The 16,028-nt window shown below is 62.2% G+C and carries 18 protein-coding genes and 1 tRNA gene; 7 read left to right on the top strand and 12 right to left on the bottom strand.

The window, feature by feature from the left end; all coding sequences use genetic code 11:
• Positions 1-7: 7 nt before the first annotated feature.
• The 5 genes from hisA to ACMGF8_RS06795 all read right to left on the bottom strand — a co-directional run bounded on the left by hisA (position 8) and on the right by ACMGF8_RS06795 (position 4,179).
• Positions 8-745, bottom strand: coding sequence for a 1-(5-phosphoribosyl)-5-[(5-phosphoribosylamino)methylideneamino]imidazole-4-carboxamide isomerase (hisA, locus tag ACMGF8_RS06815; protein ID WP_011058739.1), 738 nt, complete (start codon positions 743-745; stop codon positions 8-10).
• A gap of 42 nt (positions 746-787) precedes the next feature.
• A complete protein-coding gene (locus tag ACMGF8_RS06810; protein ID WP_102862732.1) occupies positions 788-1,048 on the bottom strand; it encodes a DUF2164 domain-containing protein in 261 nt (86 codons plus the stop codon).
• The gene (gene hisH / locus ACMGF8_RS06805; RefSeq protein WP_110595364.1) at positions 1,049-1,687 is read right to left on the bottom strand and encodes an imidazole glycerol phosphate synthase subunit HisH; all 639 of its coding nucleotides are present in this window, start codon (positions 1,685-1,687) and stop codon (positions 1,049-1,051) included. It abuts the gene before it with no gap.
• Complete coding sequence (gene hisB / locus ACMGF8_RS06800; protein ID WP_011058736.1) at positions 1,687-2,280, bottom strand: imidazoleglycerol-phosphate dehydratase HisB; 594 nt, start codon at positions 2,278-2,280, stop codon at positions 1,687-1,689. Before hisB ends, hisH begins: the two co-directional genes overlap by 1 nt.
• 237 nt (positions 2,281-2,517) lie before the next feature.
• Entirely contained in the window at positions 2,518-4,179 is a 1,662-nt protein-coding gene (locus tag ACMGF8_RS06795; RefSeq protein ID WP_102862730.1) for an OFA family MFS transporter, read from the bottom strand.
• Between the two features lie 342 nt (positions 4,180-4,521).
• Here ACMGF8_RS06795 and ACMGF8_RS06790 point away from each other — a divergent pair, with 342 nt between their 5' ends.
• From ACMGF8_RS06790 to ACMGF8_RS06770, 5 genes are all read left to right on the top strand, one after another.
• Positions 4,522-6,747: an AsmA family protein gene (locus ACMGF8_RS06790; RefSeq protein WP_207166938.1), complete on the top strand. Its 2,226-nt coding sequence runs from the start codon at positions 4,522-4,524 to the stop codon at positions 6,745-6,747.
• The gene (gene mutY / locus ACMGF8_RS06785) at positions 6,744-7,811 is read left to right on the top strand and encodes an A/G-specific adenine glycosylase (RefSeq protein WP_416759091.1); all 1,068 of its coding nucleotides are present in this window, start codon (positions 6,744-6,746) and stop codon (positions 7,809-7,811) included. The genes ACMGF8_RS06790 and mutY overlap by 4 nt, the downstream gene beginning before the upstream one ends.
• The gene (locus ACMGF8_RS06780; RefSeq protein ID WP_047301095.1) at positions 7,808-8,080 is read left to right on the top strand and encodes an oxidative damage protection protein; all 273 of its coding nucleotides are present in this window, start codon (positions 7,808-7,810) and stop codon (positions 8,078-8,080) included. Before mutY ends, ACMGF8_RS06780 begins: the two co-directional genes overlap by 4 nt.
• Positions 8,081-8,184: 104 nt before the next feature.
• Positions 8,185-8,260, top strand: a tRNA-Phe gene (locus ACMGF8_RS06775).
• A 228-nt stretch (positions 8,261-8,488) separates the two neighbouring features.
• Positions 8,489-9,565, top strand: a complete 1,077-nt coding sequence (locus ACMGF8_RS06770) for a PDDEXK nuclease domain-containing protein (protein WP_250329898.1) — start codon at positions 8,489-8,491, stop codon at positions 9,563-9,565.
• 86 nt (positions 9,566-9,651) lie between these two features.
• Here ACMGF8_RS06770 and ACMGF8_RS06765 read toward each other — a convergent pair whose 3' ends face one another.
• The 6 genes from ACMGF8_RS06765 to ACMGF8_RS06740 all read right to left on the bottom strand — a co-directional run bounded on the left by ACMGF8_RS06765 (position 9,652) and on the right by ACMGF8_RS06740 (position 13,280).
• Entirely contained in the window at positions 9,652-9,930 is a 279-nt protein-coding gene (locus tag ACMGF8_RS06765; RefSeq protein WP_102863056.1) for a hypothetical protein, read from the bottom strand.
• 290 nt (positions 9,931-10,220) lie between these two features.
• A complete protein-coding gene (locus ACMGF8_RS06760; protein WP_207166936.1) occupies positions 10,221-11,261 on the bottom strand; it encodes a DMT family transporter in 1,041 nt (346 codons plus the stop codon).
• A 224-nt stretch (positions 11,262-11,485) separates the two neighbouring features.
• Positions 11,486-11,791 (bottom strand): addiction module antidote protein, encoded by a 306-nt coding sequence (locus ACMGF8_RS06755; protein ID WP_207166935.1) that lies wholly within the window; start codon positions 11,789-11,791, stop codon positions 11,486-11,488.
• Between the two features lie 9 nt (positions 11,792-11,800).
• On the bottom strand, positions 11,801-12,091 hold the full coding sequence (locus ACMGF8_RS06750; protein ID WP_416759088.1) for a type II toxin-antitoxin system RelE/ParE family toxin: 291 nt from the start codon (positions 12,089-12,091) through the stop codon (positions 11,801-11,803).
• 172 nt (positions 12,092-12,263) lie between these two features.
• Complete coding sequence (locus ACMGF8_RS06745; RefSeq protein WP_416759087.1) at positions 12,264-12,845, bottom strand: hypothetical protein; 582 nt, start codon at positions 12,843-12,845, stop codon at positions 12,264-12,266.
• A 114-nt stretch (positions 12,846-12,959) separates the two neighbouring features.
• The gene (locus ACMGF8_RS06740; protein WP_102862725.1) at positions 12,960-13,280 is read right to left on the bottom strand and encodes an isochorismate lyase; all 321 of its coding nucleotides are present in this window, start codon (positions 13,278-13,280) and stop codon (positions 12,960-12,962) included.
• 122 nt (positions 13,281-13,402) lie between these two features.
• Between ACMGF8_RS06740 and ACMGF8_RS06735 the strand changes: the two genes are divergently transcribed.
• Together ACMGF8_RS06735 and ACMGF8_RS06730 are read left to right on the top strand one after the other, a co-directional pair.
• Positions 13,403-13,732, top strand: a complete 330-nt coding sequence (locus tag ACMGF8_RS06735; RefSeq protein ID WP_102862724.1) for a hypothetical protein — start codon at positions 13,403-13,405, stop codon at positions 13,730-13,732.
• A 48-nt stretch (positions 13,733-13,780) separates the two neighbouring features.
• Positions 13,781-14,776: an alpha/beta fold hydrolase gene (locus tag ACMGF8_RS06730; RefSeq protein WP_416759086.1), complete on the top strand. Its 996-nt coding sequence runs from the start codon at positions 13,781-13,783 to the stop codon at positions 14,774-14,776.
• On the opposite strand, the gene gltS is transcribed toward ACMGF8_RS06730, so the two are convergent.
• A complete protein-coding gene (gene gltS / locus ACMGF8_RS06725; protein WP_102863055.1) occupies positions 14,777-15,985 on the bottom strand; it encodes a sodium/glutamate symporter in 1,209 nt (402 codons plus the stop codon).
• Positions 15,986-16,028 lie beyond the last annotated feature (43 nt).

Raw genomic sequence — 16,028 nt, 5'->3', positions numbered from 1 at the left:
CGAGTCCTCAGCCTTGGTACGAATCGCAGAAAGCCTGGGCTTCTGCGACATCGAGGGTGCCTTCATAGATCGCGCGACCAGTAATGGCGCCGATGATTCCCGGAGCCTTGGCATCCAGCAGGGCCTTGATGTCGCCCAGGTTGTGGATACCGCCGGAAGCGATCACCGGGATCCTGGTGGCCGCCGCCAGGGCCGCGGTGAACGGCACGTTGCAGCCCTGCATCATGCCGTCTTTGGCGATGTCGGTGTAAACGATGGCGGACACGCCGTCAGCTTCGAAGCGCTTGGCCAGGTCGATCACTTGCACGCTGCTGACTTCAGCCCAGCCGTCGGTGGCGACGAAACCGTCCTTGGCGTCCAGGCCGACGATGACCTTGCCCGGGAACGCGCGGCAGGCCTCGGCCACGAACTCCGGCTCCTTGACCGCCTTGGTGCCGATGATCACGTAGCTCACGCCAGCCTTCACATAGTGTTCGATGGTTTCCAGGGAGCGGATGCCGCCACCGATCTGGATCGGCAGGTTCGGGTAACGCTTGGCGATCGCGGTAACCACCTCGCCGTTCACCGGCTGACCTTCGAAGGCACCGTTCAGGTCCACCAGATGCAGACGACGGCAACCGCCTTCAACCCACTTGGCAGCCATGCTCACCGGGTCGTCGGAGAACACCGTGGAATCTTCCATGCGGCCCTGGCGCAGACGTACACAGGCACCGTCTTTAAGATCGATAGCGGGAATAATCAGCATCTGGCAAACCTTCAAATTCGATTGTTCAGCTTCACTCGAAAATCAATTTTTCTCGAGCGCCCACAGATCGCTTTCGATGCTCTCGAACCTCTCCTTGAGGTGCGTCTGCACATCGAAAATCGCCCTGTTGTAATAGTGCGGAGCAATTTCGCGAGTAAAGAGCTCAAGAATCTCCGCCGCCTCGAACGAGCCCAGGTCGAGCTCGAAGCGCTCCTCCATGAAGCGCTTGATCTTGTGCGTCGCCTCACTTTCCTGCTCGGCAGTGAGGCGCAGTATCGGCGGCTTGGATTTCTTGATCGCCATTTACCAGCGACCGTCCCAGGCAGCGAAGTTCTGCAGCAATTGCAGGCCGTGGGTATGGCTCTTTTCCGGGTGGAACTGCACGGCGAAACGCGAGCCTTCAGCCAGCGCTGCTGCGAAGTCCACGCCATAGTGACCGCTGCCTACCACCTGCCGGGCATTGCCGGCATGGATGTAGTAGCTGTGCACGAAGTAGAAGCGCGCCCGGTCCGCAATGTTGTGCCACAGCGGATGGTCCACCGCCTGCTGCACTTCGTTCCAGCCCATGTGCGGCACCTTCAGGTGCTCGCCGTCCTCGATCAGGCCCTTGCCGAAGAACTTCACCTGGCCGGGAAACAGGCCGATGCAGTCAACGCCCTCGTTCTCTTCGCTGTGGTCGAGCAAGGCTTGCATGCCCACGCAGATTCCGAGGAAAGGACGATCCTGGCTGACTTCGCGCACCAGGGTGTCGAAGCCCAGGCGACGGATCTCGGCCATGCAATCGCGAATGGCGCCCACGCCGGGAAACACCACCCGGTCGGCTTCGCGAATCACGTTGGCATCGCTGGTGATCAGCACCTTGCCGGCGCCCACGTGCTCCAGGGCCTTGGCCACCGAGTGCAGGTTGCCCATGCCGTAGTCGATAACGGCGACGGTCTGCATTACAGCACGCCCTTGGTGGACGGCATCTGGCCGGCCATGCGCTCGTCCAGCTCCACCGCCATGCGCAGCGCGCGACCGAAGGCCTTGAACACGGTCTCGATCTGGTGGTGTGTGTTGGTGCCGCGCAGGGTATCGATGTGCAGGGTCACGTTGGCATGGTTGACGAAGCCCTGGAAGAATTCCTGGAACAGGTCAACGTCGAAACCGCCGACAGTGGCGCGGGTGAAGGGTACGTGCATCTGCAGGCCGGGACGGCCGGAGAAGTCGATCACCACGCGGGACAGGGCTTCATCCAGCGGCACATAGGCGTGACCGTAGCGACGGATGCCCTTCTTGTCGCCGATGGCCTTGCTGAACGCCTGGCCGAGGGTGATACCGACATCCTCCACGGTGTGGTGGTCGTCGATATGCAGGTCGCCCTTGCTTTCGATGTCCAGGTCGATCAGCCCGTGCCGGGCGATCTGGTCCAGCATGTGCTCAAGGAAGGGCACGCCGATATCGAATCGGGCCTTTCCGGTGCCATCCAGGTTGATCGAGGCTTTGATCTGGGTTTCCAGAGTGTCGCGCTCGACAGATGCCTTACGTTCGGCCATCACCAGCTCCGCAAAATCATTGGGCGAAAAAGGCGAATAGTATAGGCCCGACGGCGGCCAAACAGAAACACGCTGGACAATATCCTGACGGGCGCCAGCCAATGGCTACGGGGCTGTACCTGTCATGACAACTGTAGAAACTGACGTGCGGGTGAAGGTGCCAGGCCTACAAGACCGAGGCACCTTGTCCACCGGCAAGCCGGCTCCTGAGCAGGAGCGGGCTTGCCGGCGAAGCCATCAATGGAACAGCACCGCCGTCTTCTGCAAGGTCACCCACACCCCCCAGGCCAGGGGAATGCCCACCACCAGCCAGGCAGCGATCACCACCGGCAGACTGGCGGACGAAGCTTTCCACTCCAGCACGACACTGCTGTCAGCGCCCTTGTCATGGCCCAGGGCCTGCTCGGCCGCCAGTTGCTCGTCGGTCATGAAGTACTTGTCGGCCACCGGGCGCACCAGCAGGTTGCACAGGAAACCCAGCACCAGCAGACCGGCCAGGATGTACAGCGTGATGTCATACGCCGCGGCGCGTTCAACGCCGATGCTCAACTGATACTCGCGCAGGTAGTTCACCAGCACTGGCCCCAGCACTCCGGCCGCTGCCCAGGCGGTCAGCAGGCGACCGTGGATCGCGCCTACCATCTGGGTGCCGAACAGGTCTGCCAGGTAGGCCGGCACTGTGGCGAAACCGCCGCCGTACATCGACAGGATGATGCAGAACGCTGCCACGAACAGAGCAATATTGCCCAGGTGGCCGAGGTTCGGAATCAGCGCGTACAGGGCAAAGCCCAGGGCGAAGAACACAAAGTAGGTGTTCTTGCGACCCAGGTAGTCGGAGAACGACGCCCAGAAGAACCGCCCGCCGATGTTGAACAAGCTCAACAGACCGGTAAAGCCGGCGGCAATCGCGGCGATCTGCGCCAGTTGCGCGGCGTCCAGCTGGCTGAAGCTCAGATCGTTGCCCAGCAGCTTGCCGGCGAACACTTCCTGCAACAGCGGCGAGGCCATGCCGAGGATGCCGATACCGGCCGATACGTTGAGGCACAGCACCAGCCACACCAGGCGGAACTGCGGGGTCTTCCAGGCCACGTTCACATGCACGTGGCGGTGAGTGATCATCGCATTGGCGGCTTTTTTCGCCGGAGCGGTCCAGCCCTCAGGCTTCCAGCCGGTAGGCGGAACCCGGTAGGCCAGGGCGCCACCGATCATGAACACGAAGTAGATGGCGGCCATCACCAAAAAGCTCTGCCACACGCCGACACTGGTGGGCGTGGCGAAATGGCTCATCAGGGCTGCGGCCAGAGGTGCGCCGACCATGGCACCGCCGCCAAAGCCCATGATCGCCATGCCGGTGGCCATGCCGCGCTTGTCCGGGAACCACTTGATCAGGGTCGACACCGGGGAGATGTAGCCCAGGCCCAAGCCGATACCGCCGATGACCCCGGAGCCGATCCACATCAGCCAGATCTGGTGGGTATAGACCCCCAGCGCCGAGATCAGCAGGCCGCCGCACCAGCACAGCGCCGATACCACACCGGCCTTGCGCGGCCCGGCATGTTCCAGCCAGCCACCCCAGATCGCTGCCGAGCAGCCCAGGAAGATGAAGAACAGGGTGTAGATCCAGCCGAGCATGGAAATCGGCCAGTCACACTGGGACGAAAAGACCTGCTCGATAAAGCCCATGCCCGGCGCGCACGCCACTGGCGCGCTGATGCCCAGCGCCTTGGACAGTGGCAGCCAGAACACCGAGAAGCCGTAGGCCATGCCGATGCACAGGTGAATGGCCAGAGCGGCCGGTGGGACCAGCCAGCGGTTGAAACCGGGCTTGGCAATGATGCGCTCTTTGGACAAGAACGCTGGCTGAGCGGCCGGGCTGGCCACCGCAGTGCTAGAGCTCATGGATGTTTCCCCCAATTATTAGAATTGTTCATCGGCCACTCCCCTGCGACGACCTTGGCACGCAGGCGCGGTCGTTTTATGAGTAAAGCTCCCTTTGGGCAGGCGCGACATTCAGTCGCAGAAGGACGGACGAACTGCGAGAGGTTACCATTTGCGACAAACTAAATACCCAAACTGGCATCACCTTTTTTCCCGCGACTGCTTCGCCCGCAGGCCAGGCCACTGGCAAAAAAATGGCCGTTACAACGAAAAAACCTCTAACAGCAATGGGTGACCAGTCGCCAGGTTCAGAGCGTTATACTCCCTGGCTAAATTTTGAATTCGACACACAAGGACTCGCCCATGAAAGCGTTCGGCAAAATCCTGGGTCTGGTAATTCTCGGGCTGTTGCTGATCATCGTGGCTCTGGGCTTCGCCCTGACCCACCTGTTTGATCCCAACGACTACAAAGAAGAGATTCGCCAGATTGCCCGCGACAAGGCCCACATCGAGCTGACGCTCAATGGCGACATCGGCTGGAGCCTGTTCCCCTGGCTCGGCCTGGAACTGCACGACGCCGGCGTAGCCACCCTGGCCAACCCGACCCAACCTTTCGCCGACCTGCAGATGCTTGGCCTGTCGGTCCGGGTATTGCCGCTGCTGCGCCGTGAAGTGCAGATGAGCGATGTGCGGGTCGAAGGCCTCAACCTGCGCCTGAACCGCGACAAGGATGGCCACGGTAACTGGCAGGACATCGGCAAGGCCGCCCCTACCGACAAGCAGGCCCAAACCCCGGCCACCAGCACCGGCGAAGCGGGCCAGCCCAGCGTCGGCACAGACAAGCCTTCGCAGCCCATCCGCCTGGACATCGACAGCCTGACCGTGAACAACGCCCGGGTTGAGTACAACGATGAACAGACCGACAAGCAGTTCACCGCCGAAAGCATCCAACTGAGCACCGGGCCAATTCACGAAGCCAGCAACACCCCGGTCAAGCTCACCGCATTCCTGGCCAGCAACCAGCCTGCCGTGCGGGTACGCACCGAGCTCAATGGCGAGCTGCGCTTCGATCGCGCCCTGCAGCGCTACCAGTTCGAAGACATGCGCCTGTCCGGCGAGGCCACCGGCGATCCGCTGCAAGGCAAGACCGTGACCTTCGCCGCCCAGGGCCAGCTGTTGCTGGACAAGGCCGCCAACGTCGGCCAGTGGACCGGTTTGAAAATCTCCCTCAACCAGTTGCGCGCTCTGGGCGAACTCAAGGTCAATGACCTGGACAAGACCCCGCAGATCAGCGGCGGGCTCTCCATTGCCCAGTTCGACCTGGCGAAATTCGTCGACAGCATCGGTCAGACCCTGCCGGCCATGGCCGAGGGCAGCCTGAGCAAGGTCGAGCTGGTCAGCCGCCTGCAAGGCACGCCCAGCAGCCTGGCCCTGGAAGACCTGAACCTGAAGCTCGACGACAGCACCTTCAGCGGACGCCTGGCGATCGAGGATTTCGCCAAGCAATCCCTGCGCGCCCAGCTCAAGGCCGACACCTTCAACGTCGACCGTTACCTGCCGCCCAAATCGGCCGAAGCCAACAGTGCCGCCACGGCGCGCAAGGCCGAAGTGCAAAGCAGCGAAGCCGACGCCATGGCCGGCGCCGGCACCACACCGCTGCCCAGCTCGCCGACCAAGGGCGCCTGGAGCACCGACAAACTGCTGCCGGTGGAGCGCCTGAACAAGCTCGACGTCGACGCCGACCTGAGCTTCGGCCAACTGATCCTGGACAAGCTGCCGATCCAGAATGCCGCGCTCAAGGCCAGCGGCCAGGGCGGCCTGCTCAAACTGTCCAGCCTGCGCGGCGAGCTGTACAACGGCAGCTTCGAGGCCAGCGGCAATCTCGATGTGCGCCAGAGCGCACCGCAGCTGAGCCTGCAGACCAAGATCAACCGCGTGCCGGTGGAACGCATCCTCGAAAGCCAGGGCCAGAATCCTCCGGTCAAAGGCCTGGTGACCCTGAACAGCAACCTCAGCGGCAGCGGCAACAGCCAGAAGGCGCTGATCGACAGCCTCAACGGTACTGCCAGCTTCGTCATCAACAACGGCGTGCTGCTCAACGCCAACATCGAACAGCAGCTGTGCCAGGGCATCGCCGTGCTCAACCGCAAGAACCTCAGCAGCACACCACGGGGCAAGGACACACCGTTCCAGGAGCTCAAGGGCAACCTGACGTTTCGCAACGGCGTGGCCAGCAACCCGGACCTGAAAGTGCGCATCCCCGGCATGACCGTCAACGGCAATGGTGATATCGACCTGCGGGTGCTGGGCATGGACTACCGGGTCGGCATCGTCGTCGAGGGTGACCTCAGCGATAACCCGGACCCGGCCTGCCAGGTCGGTGAACGCTTCGCCGGCGTTGAACTGCCCCTGCGCTGCCGCGGCCCACTGGAGCTGGGGGCCAAGGCCTGTCGTTTGGACAAGGACGGCCTGGGCCAGGTAGCCGCCAAGCTGGCCGGTGACCGTCTGCAACAGAAGATCGACGAAAAACTGGGTGACAAGGTCAGCCCGGAACTGAAGAACGCACTCAAAGGGCTGTTCAAGCGATGAGAGCCGAGACCTTTGCACCGGCGGTGCTGGACTGGTACGACCGCCATGGTCGTCATGACCTGCCCTGGCAGCAGGACATCAACCCGTATCGGGTGTGGGTGTCGGAGATCATGCTGCAACAGACCCAGGTCAGCACCGTACTCAACTACTTCGACCGCTTCATGGCCTCGCTGCCCACGGTGCAGGCCCTGGCCGAAGCCCCGGAAGACGAAGTGCTGCACCTGTGGACCGGCCTGGGCTACTACACCCGGGCGCGCAACCTGCAAAAGACCGCGAAGATCGTCATGGCCGAGTACGGCGGCGAGTTTCCCCGGGATGTGGAAAAACTCACCGAGCTGCCGGGCATCGGCCTGTCCACCGCTGGCGCCATCGCCAGCATCAGCATGGGCCTGCGGGCGCCGATCCTCGACGGCAACGTCAAGCGGGTGCTGGCACGCTTCACCGCCCAGGAGGGCTACCCGGGCGAACCCAAGGTGGCCAAGCAGCTGTGGGCCACTGCGGAACGCTTCACGCCCCACAGCCGGGTCAACCACTACACCCAGGCGATGATGGACCTGGGGGCGACCCTCTGCACCCGGAGCAAGCCCAGCTGCCTGCTGTGCCCCCTGGAGCGAGGCTGCGAAGCCCACATGCTCGGCCTGGAAACCCGGTACCCGATTCCCAAGCCGCGCAAGGAGGTGCCGCAGAAGCGCACCCTGATGCCATTACTGGCCAACCGCGAAGGCGCCATCCTGCTTTATCGGCGCCCCTCCAGCGGCCTCTGGGGCGGGTTGTGGAGCTTGCCGGAACTGGATGGCCTGGACGACATCCCGCACCTGGCATCGCAGCACTCCCTGGCGCTGGGCCAGCAACAGCAGATGCCCGGCCTGGTCCACACCTTCAGTCACTTCCAACTGGCCATCGAGCCCTGGCTGATCCGGGTCGAAGAGTCGGCGCTGCACGTCGCCGAGGCCGACTGGCTCTGGTATAACCTCGCCACCCCGCCGCGCCTGGGCCTTGCCGCCCCGGTGAAAACACTGCTCAAACGCGCGGCCGAAGTCTTGAATGCAGGAGAGTCGTCATGACCCGCACCGTAATGTGCCGCAAGTACCAGGAAGAATTGCCGGGCCTGGAACGCCCCCCGTACCCGGGCGCCAAAGGCCAGGATATTTTCGAACACGTCTCGGCCAAGGCCTGGGCCGACTGGCAGAAACACCAGACCCTGCTGATCAACGAAAAGCGCCTGAACATGATGAATGCCGAAGACCGCAAATATCTGCAGGGCGAGATGGACAAATTTTTCTCCGGCGAGGAATACGCCAAGGCCGAAGGCTACGTGCCGCCAGCTGAGTAAACCCGCACAAAATCGGGGGCGGAACGTAAGCGGCGGTAATAATTAAACTTTTTTTCAAAACTTGCTTGACGCCCCCCTGAAAAACCCGTTTAATGCGCCCCGTTGCCCAGATAGCTCAGTCGGTAGAGCAGGGGATTGAAAATCCCCGTGTCGGCGGTTCGATTCCGTCTCTGGGCACCACCTTCAGCTTTCAGGTGGTGTTTACATCACGTGAAAGCAACCAAGAAACCCGCCTAGTGCGGGTTTTTTGTTGCCTGAGATTTAGCCCCTCCCCGTAAAACCTGCATCGCCAAGAGTGTCGCACCCCGACAGAAATACCCCGATACCCCATGACCCAACTCAAGTCGTGACTTGCTGGCACTCTCCTCAGTTTGCCAATCCGTCAGGCTGCCCTCTGTGGAGGTTCATATGAGTCAGGCAATTACGGGGAACAATCCGGACACCCACCTTCTTCCGCTGATCGACAGCCTCGGCGAGCTGATCCGTCAATCGCGCCGACAGGCACTACGCGCTGTCGATACGTTACAGGTACAAACCTGCTGGCAGATTGGCCGGCATATCGTAGAGTTCGAGCAAGGGGGTGCTGAGCGGGCAGCCTATGGAAAGCGACTGCTGCCAGAGCTGGCAAAAGTACTGAGCGCGGAGTTTGGCAAAGGCTTCGACGCTACCAACCTGCGGCATATGCGGGGATTCTTCCTGAGCTTCGAAAAATGCGACGCACTGCGTCGCGAATTGAGCTGGACCCACTATCGCTTGCTGCTAAGGGTCGAAAGCCAGCACGCTCGCCAGTGGTACATGCATGAAGCCGCGACACAGGGCTGGTCAACCCGAGCCCTGGAACGCCAGATCGGCACGCTCTATTACGAACGCCTCCTGAGTAGCCAGGATCGCGCACCCGTCGAGCAAGAGGCGGCCATCAAGATTCAAGCCCTGGGCAAGACTCCCAGAGAGTTTGTCCGCGATCCGGTACTGCTGGAGTTTCTTGGGGTACCCAACGCCGCCAGCCTGCTGGAGAACGATCTGGAGCAGGCGCTGATCAATCAGTTGCAAGCCTTCCTGCTTGAACTGGGCAAGGGCTTCGCCTTTGTTGCTCGCCAACAGCGCATCAGCACCGAGAGCAAAGACTTCTACCTCGATCTGGTGTTCTACAACTACCTGCTCAAATGTTTCGTGGTCTTCGATCTCAAGCGTGGCGAACTCAGCCATCAGGATATTGGCCAGATGGATATGTACGTGCGCCTTTACGATGAACTCAAGCGCGGGGCGGACGACGGACCTACAGTGGGCATCATTCTGTGCACACAAAAGGACGAATCCGTGGTTCGTTATTCCGTGCTGCACGGGCATGAACAACTGTTTGCCAGCAAGTACAAGCTGATACTGCCCAGCGAAGAGCAACTGCGCGATGAACTGGACCGCGAGCGAGCCAGGATAGAAGAACGCCTACTGGCGCAAACTGACCAAACGCTTCCCAGAAGTTCATAAGCGCCTCAGATGCTCTCAGGCCAGTTTGAAGGCAGCCAGAATCCTATCGATCCTGGCCGCATTTACGCATTACCTGCATCCGCCGATCAGAAGGCCTTATCCGCCCGCTCCATCGCCTGCCCTTGGGCCACATCGAGCAAGGCCACGCCATCACCGAGCAGCAGCGAGGCGATGTCGGCGATCTGGAACAGGTCGCTGGAGTCAGCCGTTTGCGCGGTCATGCAGGACAGGCTGTTCATCAGTTTGTGAAGGGCACGTATGCGCTGATCGGCGCAGGCCAGGAGATCGACCAGGGGCGCATAGGGATTGATCAGTAGGACGGGGTTGTCCGCTGGCGTGTGTTGAAGAGGGATGTATCCGTTCATTGGTGACACTCCTTGTGTATGAGGAGCTACCACCCAACTTCCTACCGGCCAGGTGGCAGCTGCACGCGGGGGTAGGAACCGGTCACAAGATCCGGCCACGCCGAAGCGTGCCCGCGTACAGCCGCCATAACGCATAGGCAGCAAACAGCACCCAAAGCGCTGGGTGCTGGTACGCATCTTATGATCGGGTTCCTACGCCCGGCCGCTGATTTGGCAGCGACCGGCGCAGAGTAAAGAGCAGGTCCGATCAGCGCAAGCCCTCACCTGGTGACTGAAAGTAACCAGTCCACTCAGTGTTTGTGCCGATGATGAACATCGGGGAAGTGTGCATGGCTATGCCGGATCGGCGCGTGCTCATGGGGATGGCTGTGGGGCTCCGAGCCGTCCCACTCAAAGCCGTGTTCATGCTGGTGGTGCTCGTCATGCCTATGGCGATGGTTGTGCGCGAGAGGCTCGTGCTGATGCTCGTGAACGTGGTGTTCCATCAAGTGAATCCACACGCCGATGGCCATCAGTGCCGCAGCCAGCAGAAACCACAGGGAAACCGACTCGCCGAGGATCAGAATCGAGAGCGCTGCGCCAAGGAAAGGCGCCGTGGAGAAGTAGGCCCCGGTACGCGCACTGCCCAGCCCTCGCAGGGCCAGGACGAACAGCACCAGGCTGACGCCGTAACCCAAAAAACCCACCAGCAGTATCGGCCCCAGCGTGGCAGCAGCAGGCAGTTGCGCGCCAACAAGCAACGCCAGGCCGGCATTGACCACCCCCGCCACCACCCCTTTGCTACCGGCAATGAATAGCGCATCGGACGCCGAGACGTTACGGGTCAGGTTGTTATCGATGGCCCAGCACAGGCAGGCGCAGGCCACCGCCAGTGGCCCCAGCCAGTCATCAGCGCCGGCGTGCTGCTGCGGCCATGACAGAACGATCCCGCCCAACACGATGGCGAGCATGCCGAGCACGATCCGGCGATCGGCGTTCTCCTTGAACACCAGCCACGCCAGCATCGCGGTGAGTACCGACTCCAGGTTGAGCAGCAACGAGGCGGTGGCGCCTGCGGTCCGCGTCAGGCCGAACATCAGCGCGACCGGCGCCAGCACTCCGCCAAACAAAATCGCCCCCAGTAGCCACGGCCACTCGCGCGCCGTCAGCCCCGTCGGTCGCCAACCCCGATCGCGAACGCAACGGACAATGGCCAGGCCGATGCCACTGCCCAGGTACAGCAGCCCAGCCAGGAGCATCGGCGGAACATCCAGCCCCAGCAGCTTGGCCAACGGCGTACTGGCGCCGAACAAGGCGGCGGCCGCCAGCGCATAGAGAACACTCAAGTTCATGGTCGGATCACCCTTCAGGCTCATTGCAAGATGCTGAACAGGATGACCCTGGCGGTGTAGAAATGCCGTGAATCAACCTACAACCGATCGGCAAGCCTCAGCTTCCAGGGGACGCTGCGCGTCCCAGAGGGAGCAAGCTCCCTCGCCACAGGTACAGCGCCTGCCCTTGGCTGACTGGCATTACCGCCTAGAGCGGCTTTTTCACTGAGCATGGCTCTGCAGTTTCAGCCGTCTTGCTGCACCGTACCGACCTCAGCATGCAGCTTTATACCCAATGCGCCCATGACCTTCATGATGGTCGCCAAACTGGGGTTGCCATCAGCTGATAGGGCCTTGTAAAGCCCCTCGCGAGTCAGGCCAGTATCTCGGGCTAGCTGCGACATCCCACGCGCTCGCGCGATATCGCCCAAGGCCGCAGCCAGCAGCACGGGATCGTTCTCCTCCAGACAGGCTTCAAGGTAAAGAGCCATGTCCTGTTCAGTCTTCAAGTGATCGACTACATCCCACTTGCTCAGTTTTATCTTGGTCATCTCATCCTCCTAGAGCTCACGGGACAGCCTGATGGCAATCCTCATATCAGCGGCCTGAGTCGCCTTGTCACCACCGGCCAGCAGAACAATCACTTCATAGCCGCGCTGCACGAAATACAGTCGATAACCCGGCCCATAATCTATCCGCAACTCAGATACCCCCTCACCCACCGGCTTGCAGTCACCCAAAACCCCCAACTCCACTCGACGAAGTCGAGCTTTGATCCGAGCCTGTGCCCGAGCGTCCCTCAGCCTGGCAAACCACTGGCTATAACGCTCTGTCTGAACAAGCGTGTGCATGCACAAAATGTAAACCACAGTTTACATTTCATCAATAATGAGCACCCCCTCTCCGACAAAGCGTCCACATCACGACTCAATAACACCAGCCCCATAAAAAAGGCCTGGATCGAAATGGAGCCAGGCCTCACAGGCAAACATCAGCAAGTCACCACTTGCTCGCATAGCAGCCTCAGCCAGAAGCGGCATCCATCAACACCTTGAGCGCCGCATCGGCCTCGGCACGCTGGGCCTTGGTGGGTTTGCCGGCAAATTGGCTGCGCTGCTTGTTGAGGGTCAGGTAGGCGTTGTCGCCATCGCCCCAAATGTAGGAGTAAATCAGCAGGAAACTGTCGGAGCCGGGCTGGCAGTAAGGGGCGACGCTGCGCAGCGGCGCCAGCAGTTGGATCATCTCGCCATAGTTGTCGGTGAACTCCAGCAGGGCGAACTGCCAGCGACCGGTCTGCGGATCGTATTGGGAGGAGCCGCCAGTGCCCGCCCACATTTGCACCACTTCCTGCAGGCTGCGCGCACCGGAATCCTGCAACCACTCGGCATCGACCCGGGCCGAGCCGTACATGTCCTTGCTGTCGAACCACTTCTGCCAATCGCTGTAGGAAATCGCCGGGCGTGGCGCTGCCGCCATGGCCTTGGCGTACTGCTCGGGGCTCATGCTGCAACGCAGATACACCGAGGAAGGCTCGCTCGCCTGTGCCTGCCAGGTCGCAGCCAAAAGCGCTGCCAGCGCCAGCCCTGTCCATGAGCGAAGTTGCATGGTTGTCGTTCCTGATCGTTCGAGAAAAGGCCGCCAGTCTACCGGCGCCGATCGACGCAGAGGGCCTGCCCTCTGCCGCAGAATCCGATCAGCACCGAACGCCAGCATACAAGCTCAAGCAAGCGCCTGCGCCGCCTGCCAATGCTTCATCTCCTCAGCGATAAAGTGCTGCACCAGATCGCTGTACAGCTTCTCGATGGCATCCGCGCTCAGGCCTTCGGCCTCGGCCCATTCGCGGCGGGTGGCGAGCATCGCCTTGAAGCGCTCCTCGGCCCGCACGGTGGCCGCCGAGGTCTTGAACTTCGACGCCGCCAGCACGTACTTGAAACGCGCACCCAGCAGTGCGATTACCGCCCGATCCAGGGTGTCGATTTCCCGGCGGATATCTTCCATGCCCTGGCATTGTTCCGGGCTCATCTGTTGCTTTACTTCCATGCTCAAGGCTCCATCGACGTCCAGGGATACCCGGCTTCGGCCGGGCCCGGATTATTCCCATGGCGGCGCATCGGAGTAAAGTTGCGGGCTCGCGCCCATTCGACTGCCAAGGAACTGCTCGCGTGAACCAGAAGAGAACCCGAGTCCGCCTGCCCCACCCCAAGCCCGGCAAAACCGGCAGGGGGGCCTGGGTATTCCTGCTGATCGGTGGCGTGCTGCTGGCACTCACCGCACTGCTGGGCTGGACCCTGGTAAGCGCGCTACAGGACGGCCTGATCGCCACCCGCAACCGCGCCGGCCCCAAGCTCGTCTACAGCCAGGCACAACAACCGACCCAGTTCTATATCGAGCTGCTCTGGCAATGCACCAGCACCCTGTTGCTGGGCGCACTGGCCGTTGCCACGCTGTGGATCGGCCGGGTATTAATGGGCGCACAAAAAAAACATCGCTGATGCCGGATGCCGCTCCGGCATAGTGCAGCCGCCCAGGAACAACCGCCCATGTCCCTGCTGTCCTCCCCCGAACTGCCTGCCACCCGCCCCGCCGCTGCCGGTCCAGATTCAGGTGCAGGTGCAGATCCAGGCCCCAGCGCAACCTTCAGCGAACCGGCGGCGGATGGCGTTCTCCTCGGCGGCTTCACTTGGCGCCACCCATCAGCCGATCCAGCACGGCCGGTGGTGATCATCAACGCCGCGACCTCGGTGCGCTGCCGCTACTATTTTCGTTTCGCCGACTACCTGTTCGCCAACGGCTTCGACGTGATGACCTATGACTATCGCGGCATCGGCGAGTCGCGTCGGGGCTCGCTCAAGGGGTTCAAGGCGTCCTGGTCGGATTGGGGCGCACTGGATTTCGAAGCCATGCTGCAACGGGCCCAGCGCGAGTTTCCCGGACAGCCGATCGATGTGGTGGGTCATAGCTTCGGCGGCTGCGCCGTGGGCCTGGCCGCCTCCGCCGGGGTGATCCGTCGCGTGGCCACCATGGGCGCGCAATTCGCCTACTGGCGTGACTACGAGCCCCGGCTGCGCTGGCGCATGCTGGGCAAATGGCATGTGTTGATGCCCCTGCTGACGGGCCTCTACGGCTACTTCCCCGGCAAGCGCCTGGGCTGGATGGAGGACACACCTGCCGGGGTGGTCCGCGACTGGGCCACCCCGCACCCACGCTACGAAGGCCGCCCCAGCGGCCGCAGGCTGGCCGCAAAGCGTAGTGGGCAGCCCTTCGCCCAGGTCAGCGCAGCGATCCTCGCCATCAGTGTCAGCGACGACCCCTTTGGCACCGTGACGGCCATCGAGCGGCTACTGGGCTACTTCAGCAACAGCCCACGTACACATCTGCGCCTTCACCCCGAGGACATCGGCGAGGCCGAGATCGGCCATTTCGCCTTCTTCCACAGCCGCTTCGAAAGCCGGCTCTGGCCGCTGCTGCTGCACTGGCTGCAGCACGCCAGCCTGGCCCCGAGCAGCCCCGGGCAACAGCTGATGCTGGAGCGCTGATCAGGCAAAGGCGTTGATGAACCAGGTGATCAGCGGGATCGCCACAATGTCGATCAATACCGCACCGCACAGCGGCACGATGATGAAGGCCTTGTAGGAAAAGACCTTGTAGTGATCACAGATCGCGCCCATGTTGGCCACCGCATTGGGCGTCGCCCCCAGGCCGTGCCCCATGAAGCCGGCACACAGCACCGCCGCGTCATAGTTGCCGCCAAACAGGCGGAACAGCAGGAACACACACAGCAGCACCATCACCAGCACCTGCACCACCAGGATCACCAGCAGCGGCAGGCCGAGCTGTTCCAGCTCCCAGAACTTCAGGCTCATCATGGCCATGGTCAGGAACACCCCCAGGCATACGTCGCCCAGGGTGCTCACTGCGCTGTCGGGGATGTCGATGATTCGCGCCCGGTCATTGAGGTTGCGCAGGATGATCGCCACGAACATCGCCCCCACGTAGCTCGGCAGCACAATGCCCAGGTGTTCGTTCAATGCGCTGCCGATCCAGAAGCCCAGCACCATGATCAGCAGGACGCAGGTCAGCAGGCGCAGCAAGGTCGGCGCATCCAGAGGCGCCACCGAGCCCTGGGCGGCGCTTTCCAGGTGCTGCAAAGTGCTGACCTGATCGGCCTGGATCTGCAAGCGGTTGCGCTCGATCAGCCAGCGCGCCAGCGGGCTGCCCAGCAGGCCACCGGCAACCATGCCGAAGGTGGCCGAAGCCAGGGCCGCCGTGGTGGCGCCCACCGCCCCGAGGTTTTCCGCGATGGGACCAAAGGCCGCCGCGGCGCCAAAGCCGCCCTCCAGGGACACCGCACCGGCCATGATGCCCAGCAGCGGATCGATGCCCAGCGCCTTGGCCGCACCGACACCCACCAGGTTCTGCAGCAGCGCCAGGGACCAGCAAGCCCCCAGGTAGACGAACAGGATCTTGCCGCCACGACGCAGCAGGCCGAGGCTGCCCCCCAGGCCCACGGTGGTGAAGAACGCCACCATCAGGGGCGTCTGGATCGCGGTGTCGAGCTTGATCGCCAGCAGTTGCTGGTCGCGCAGCAGCCAGACGATCAGGGCAAAGCCGAAACCGCCGATCACCGGCGCCGGGACACAGAGCTGGGTCAGCCAGCGGCTGCGTTTCTTCAGCTGGGCTCCCACCCCCAGCAGGATCAGGGCCAGCGCCAGGGTGGTCAGCGCGTCCAATTCAAAAGTCGGCATGGCAAACATCTCTTCTTGTCATTGTGGTGTTGCGCGGCGAGGG

Origin of the sequence: Pseudomonas sp. BNK-7 (genome assembly GCF_048072025.1) — a bacterium.
GTDB lineage: Bacteria > Pseudomonadota > Gammaproteobacteria > Pseudomonadales > Pseudomonadaceae > Aquipseudomonas > Aquipseudomonas danubii.
This window is presented reverse-complemented; position numbering and strand designations above follow the sequence as displayed.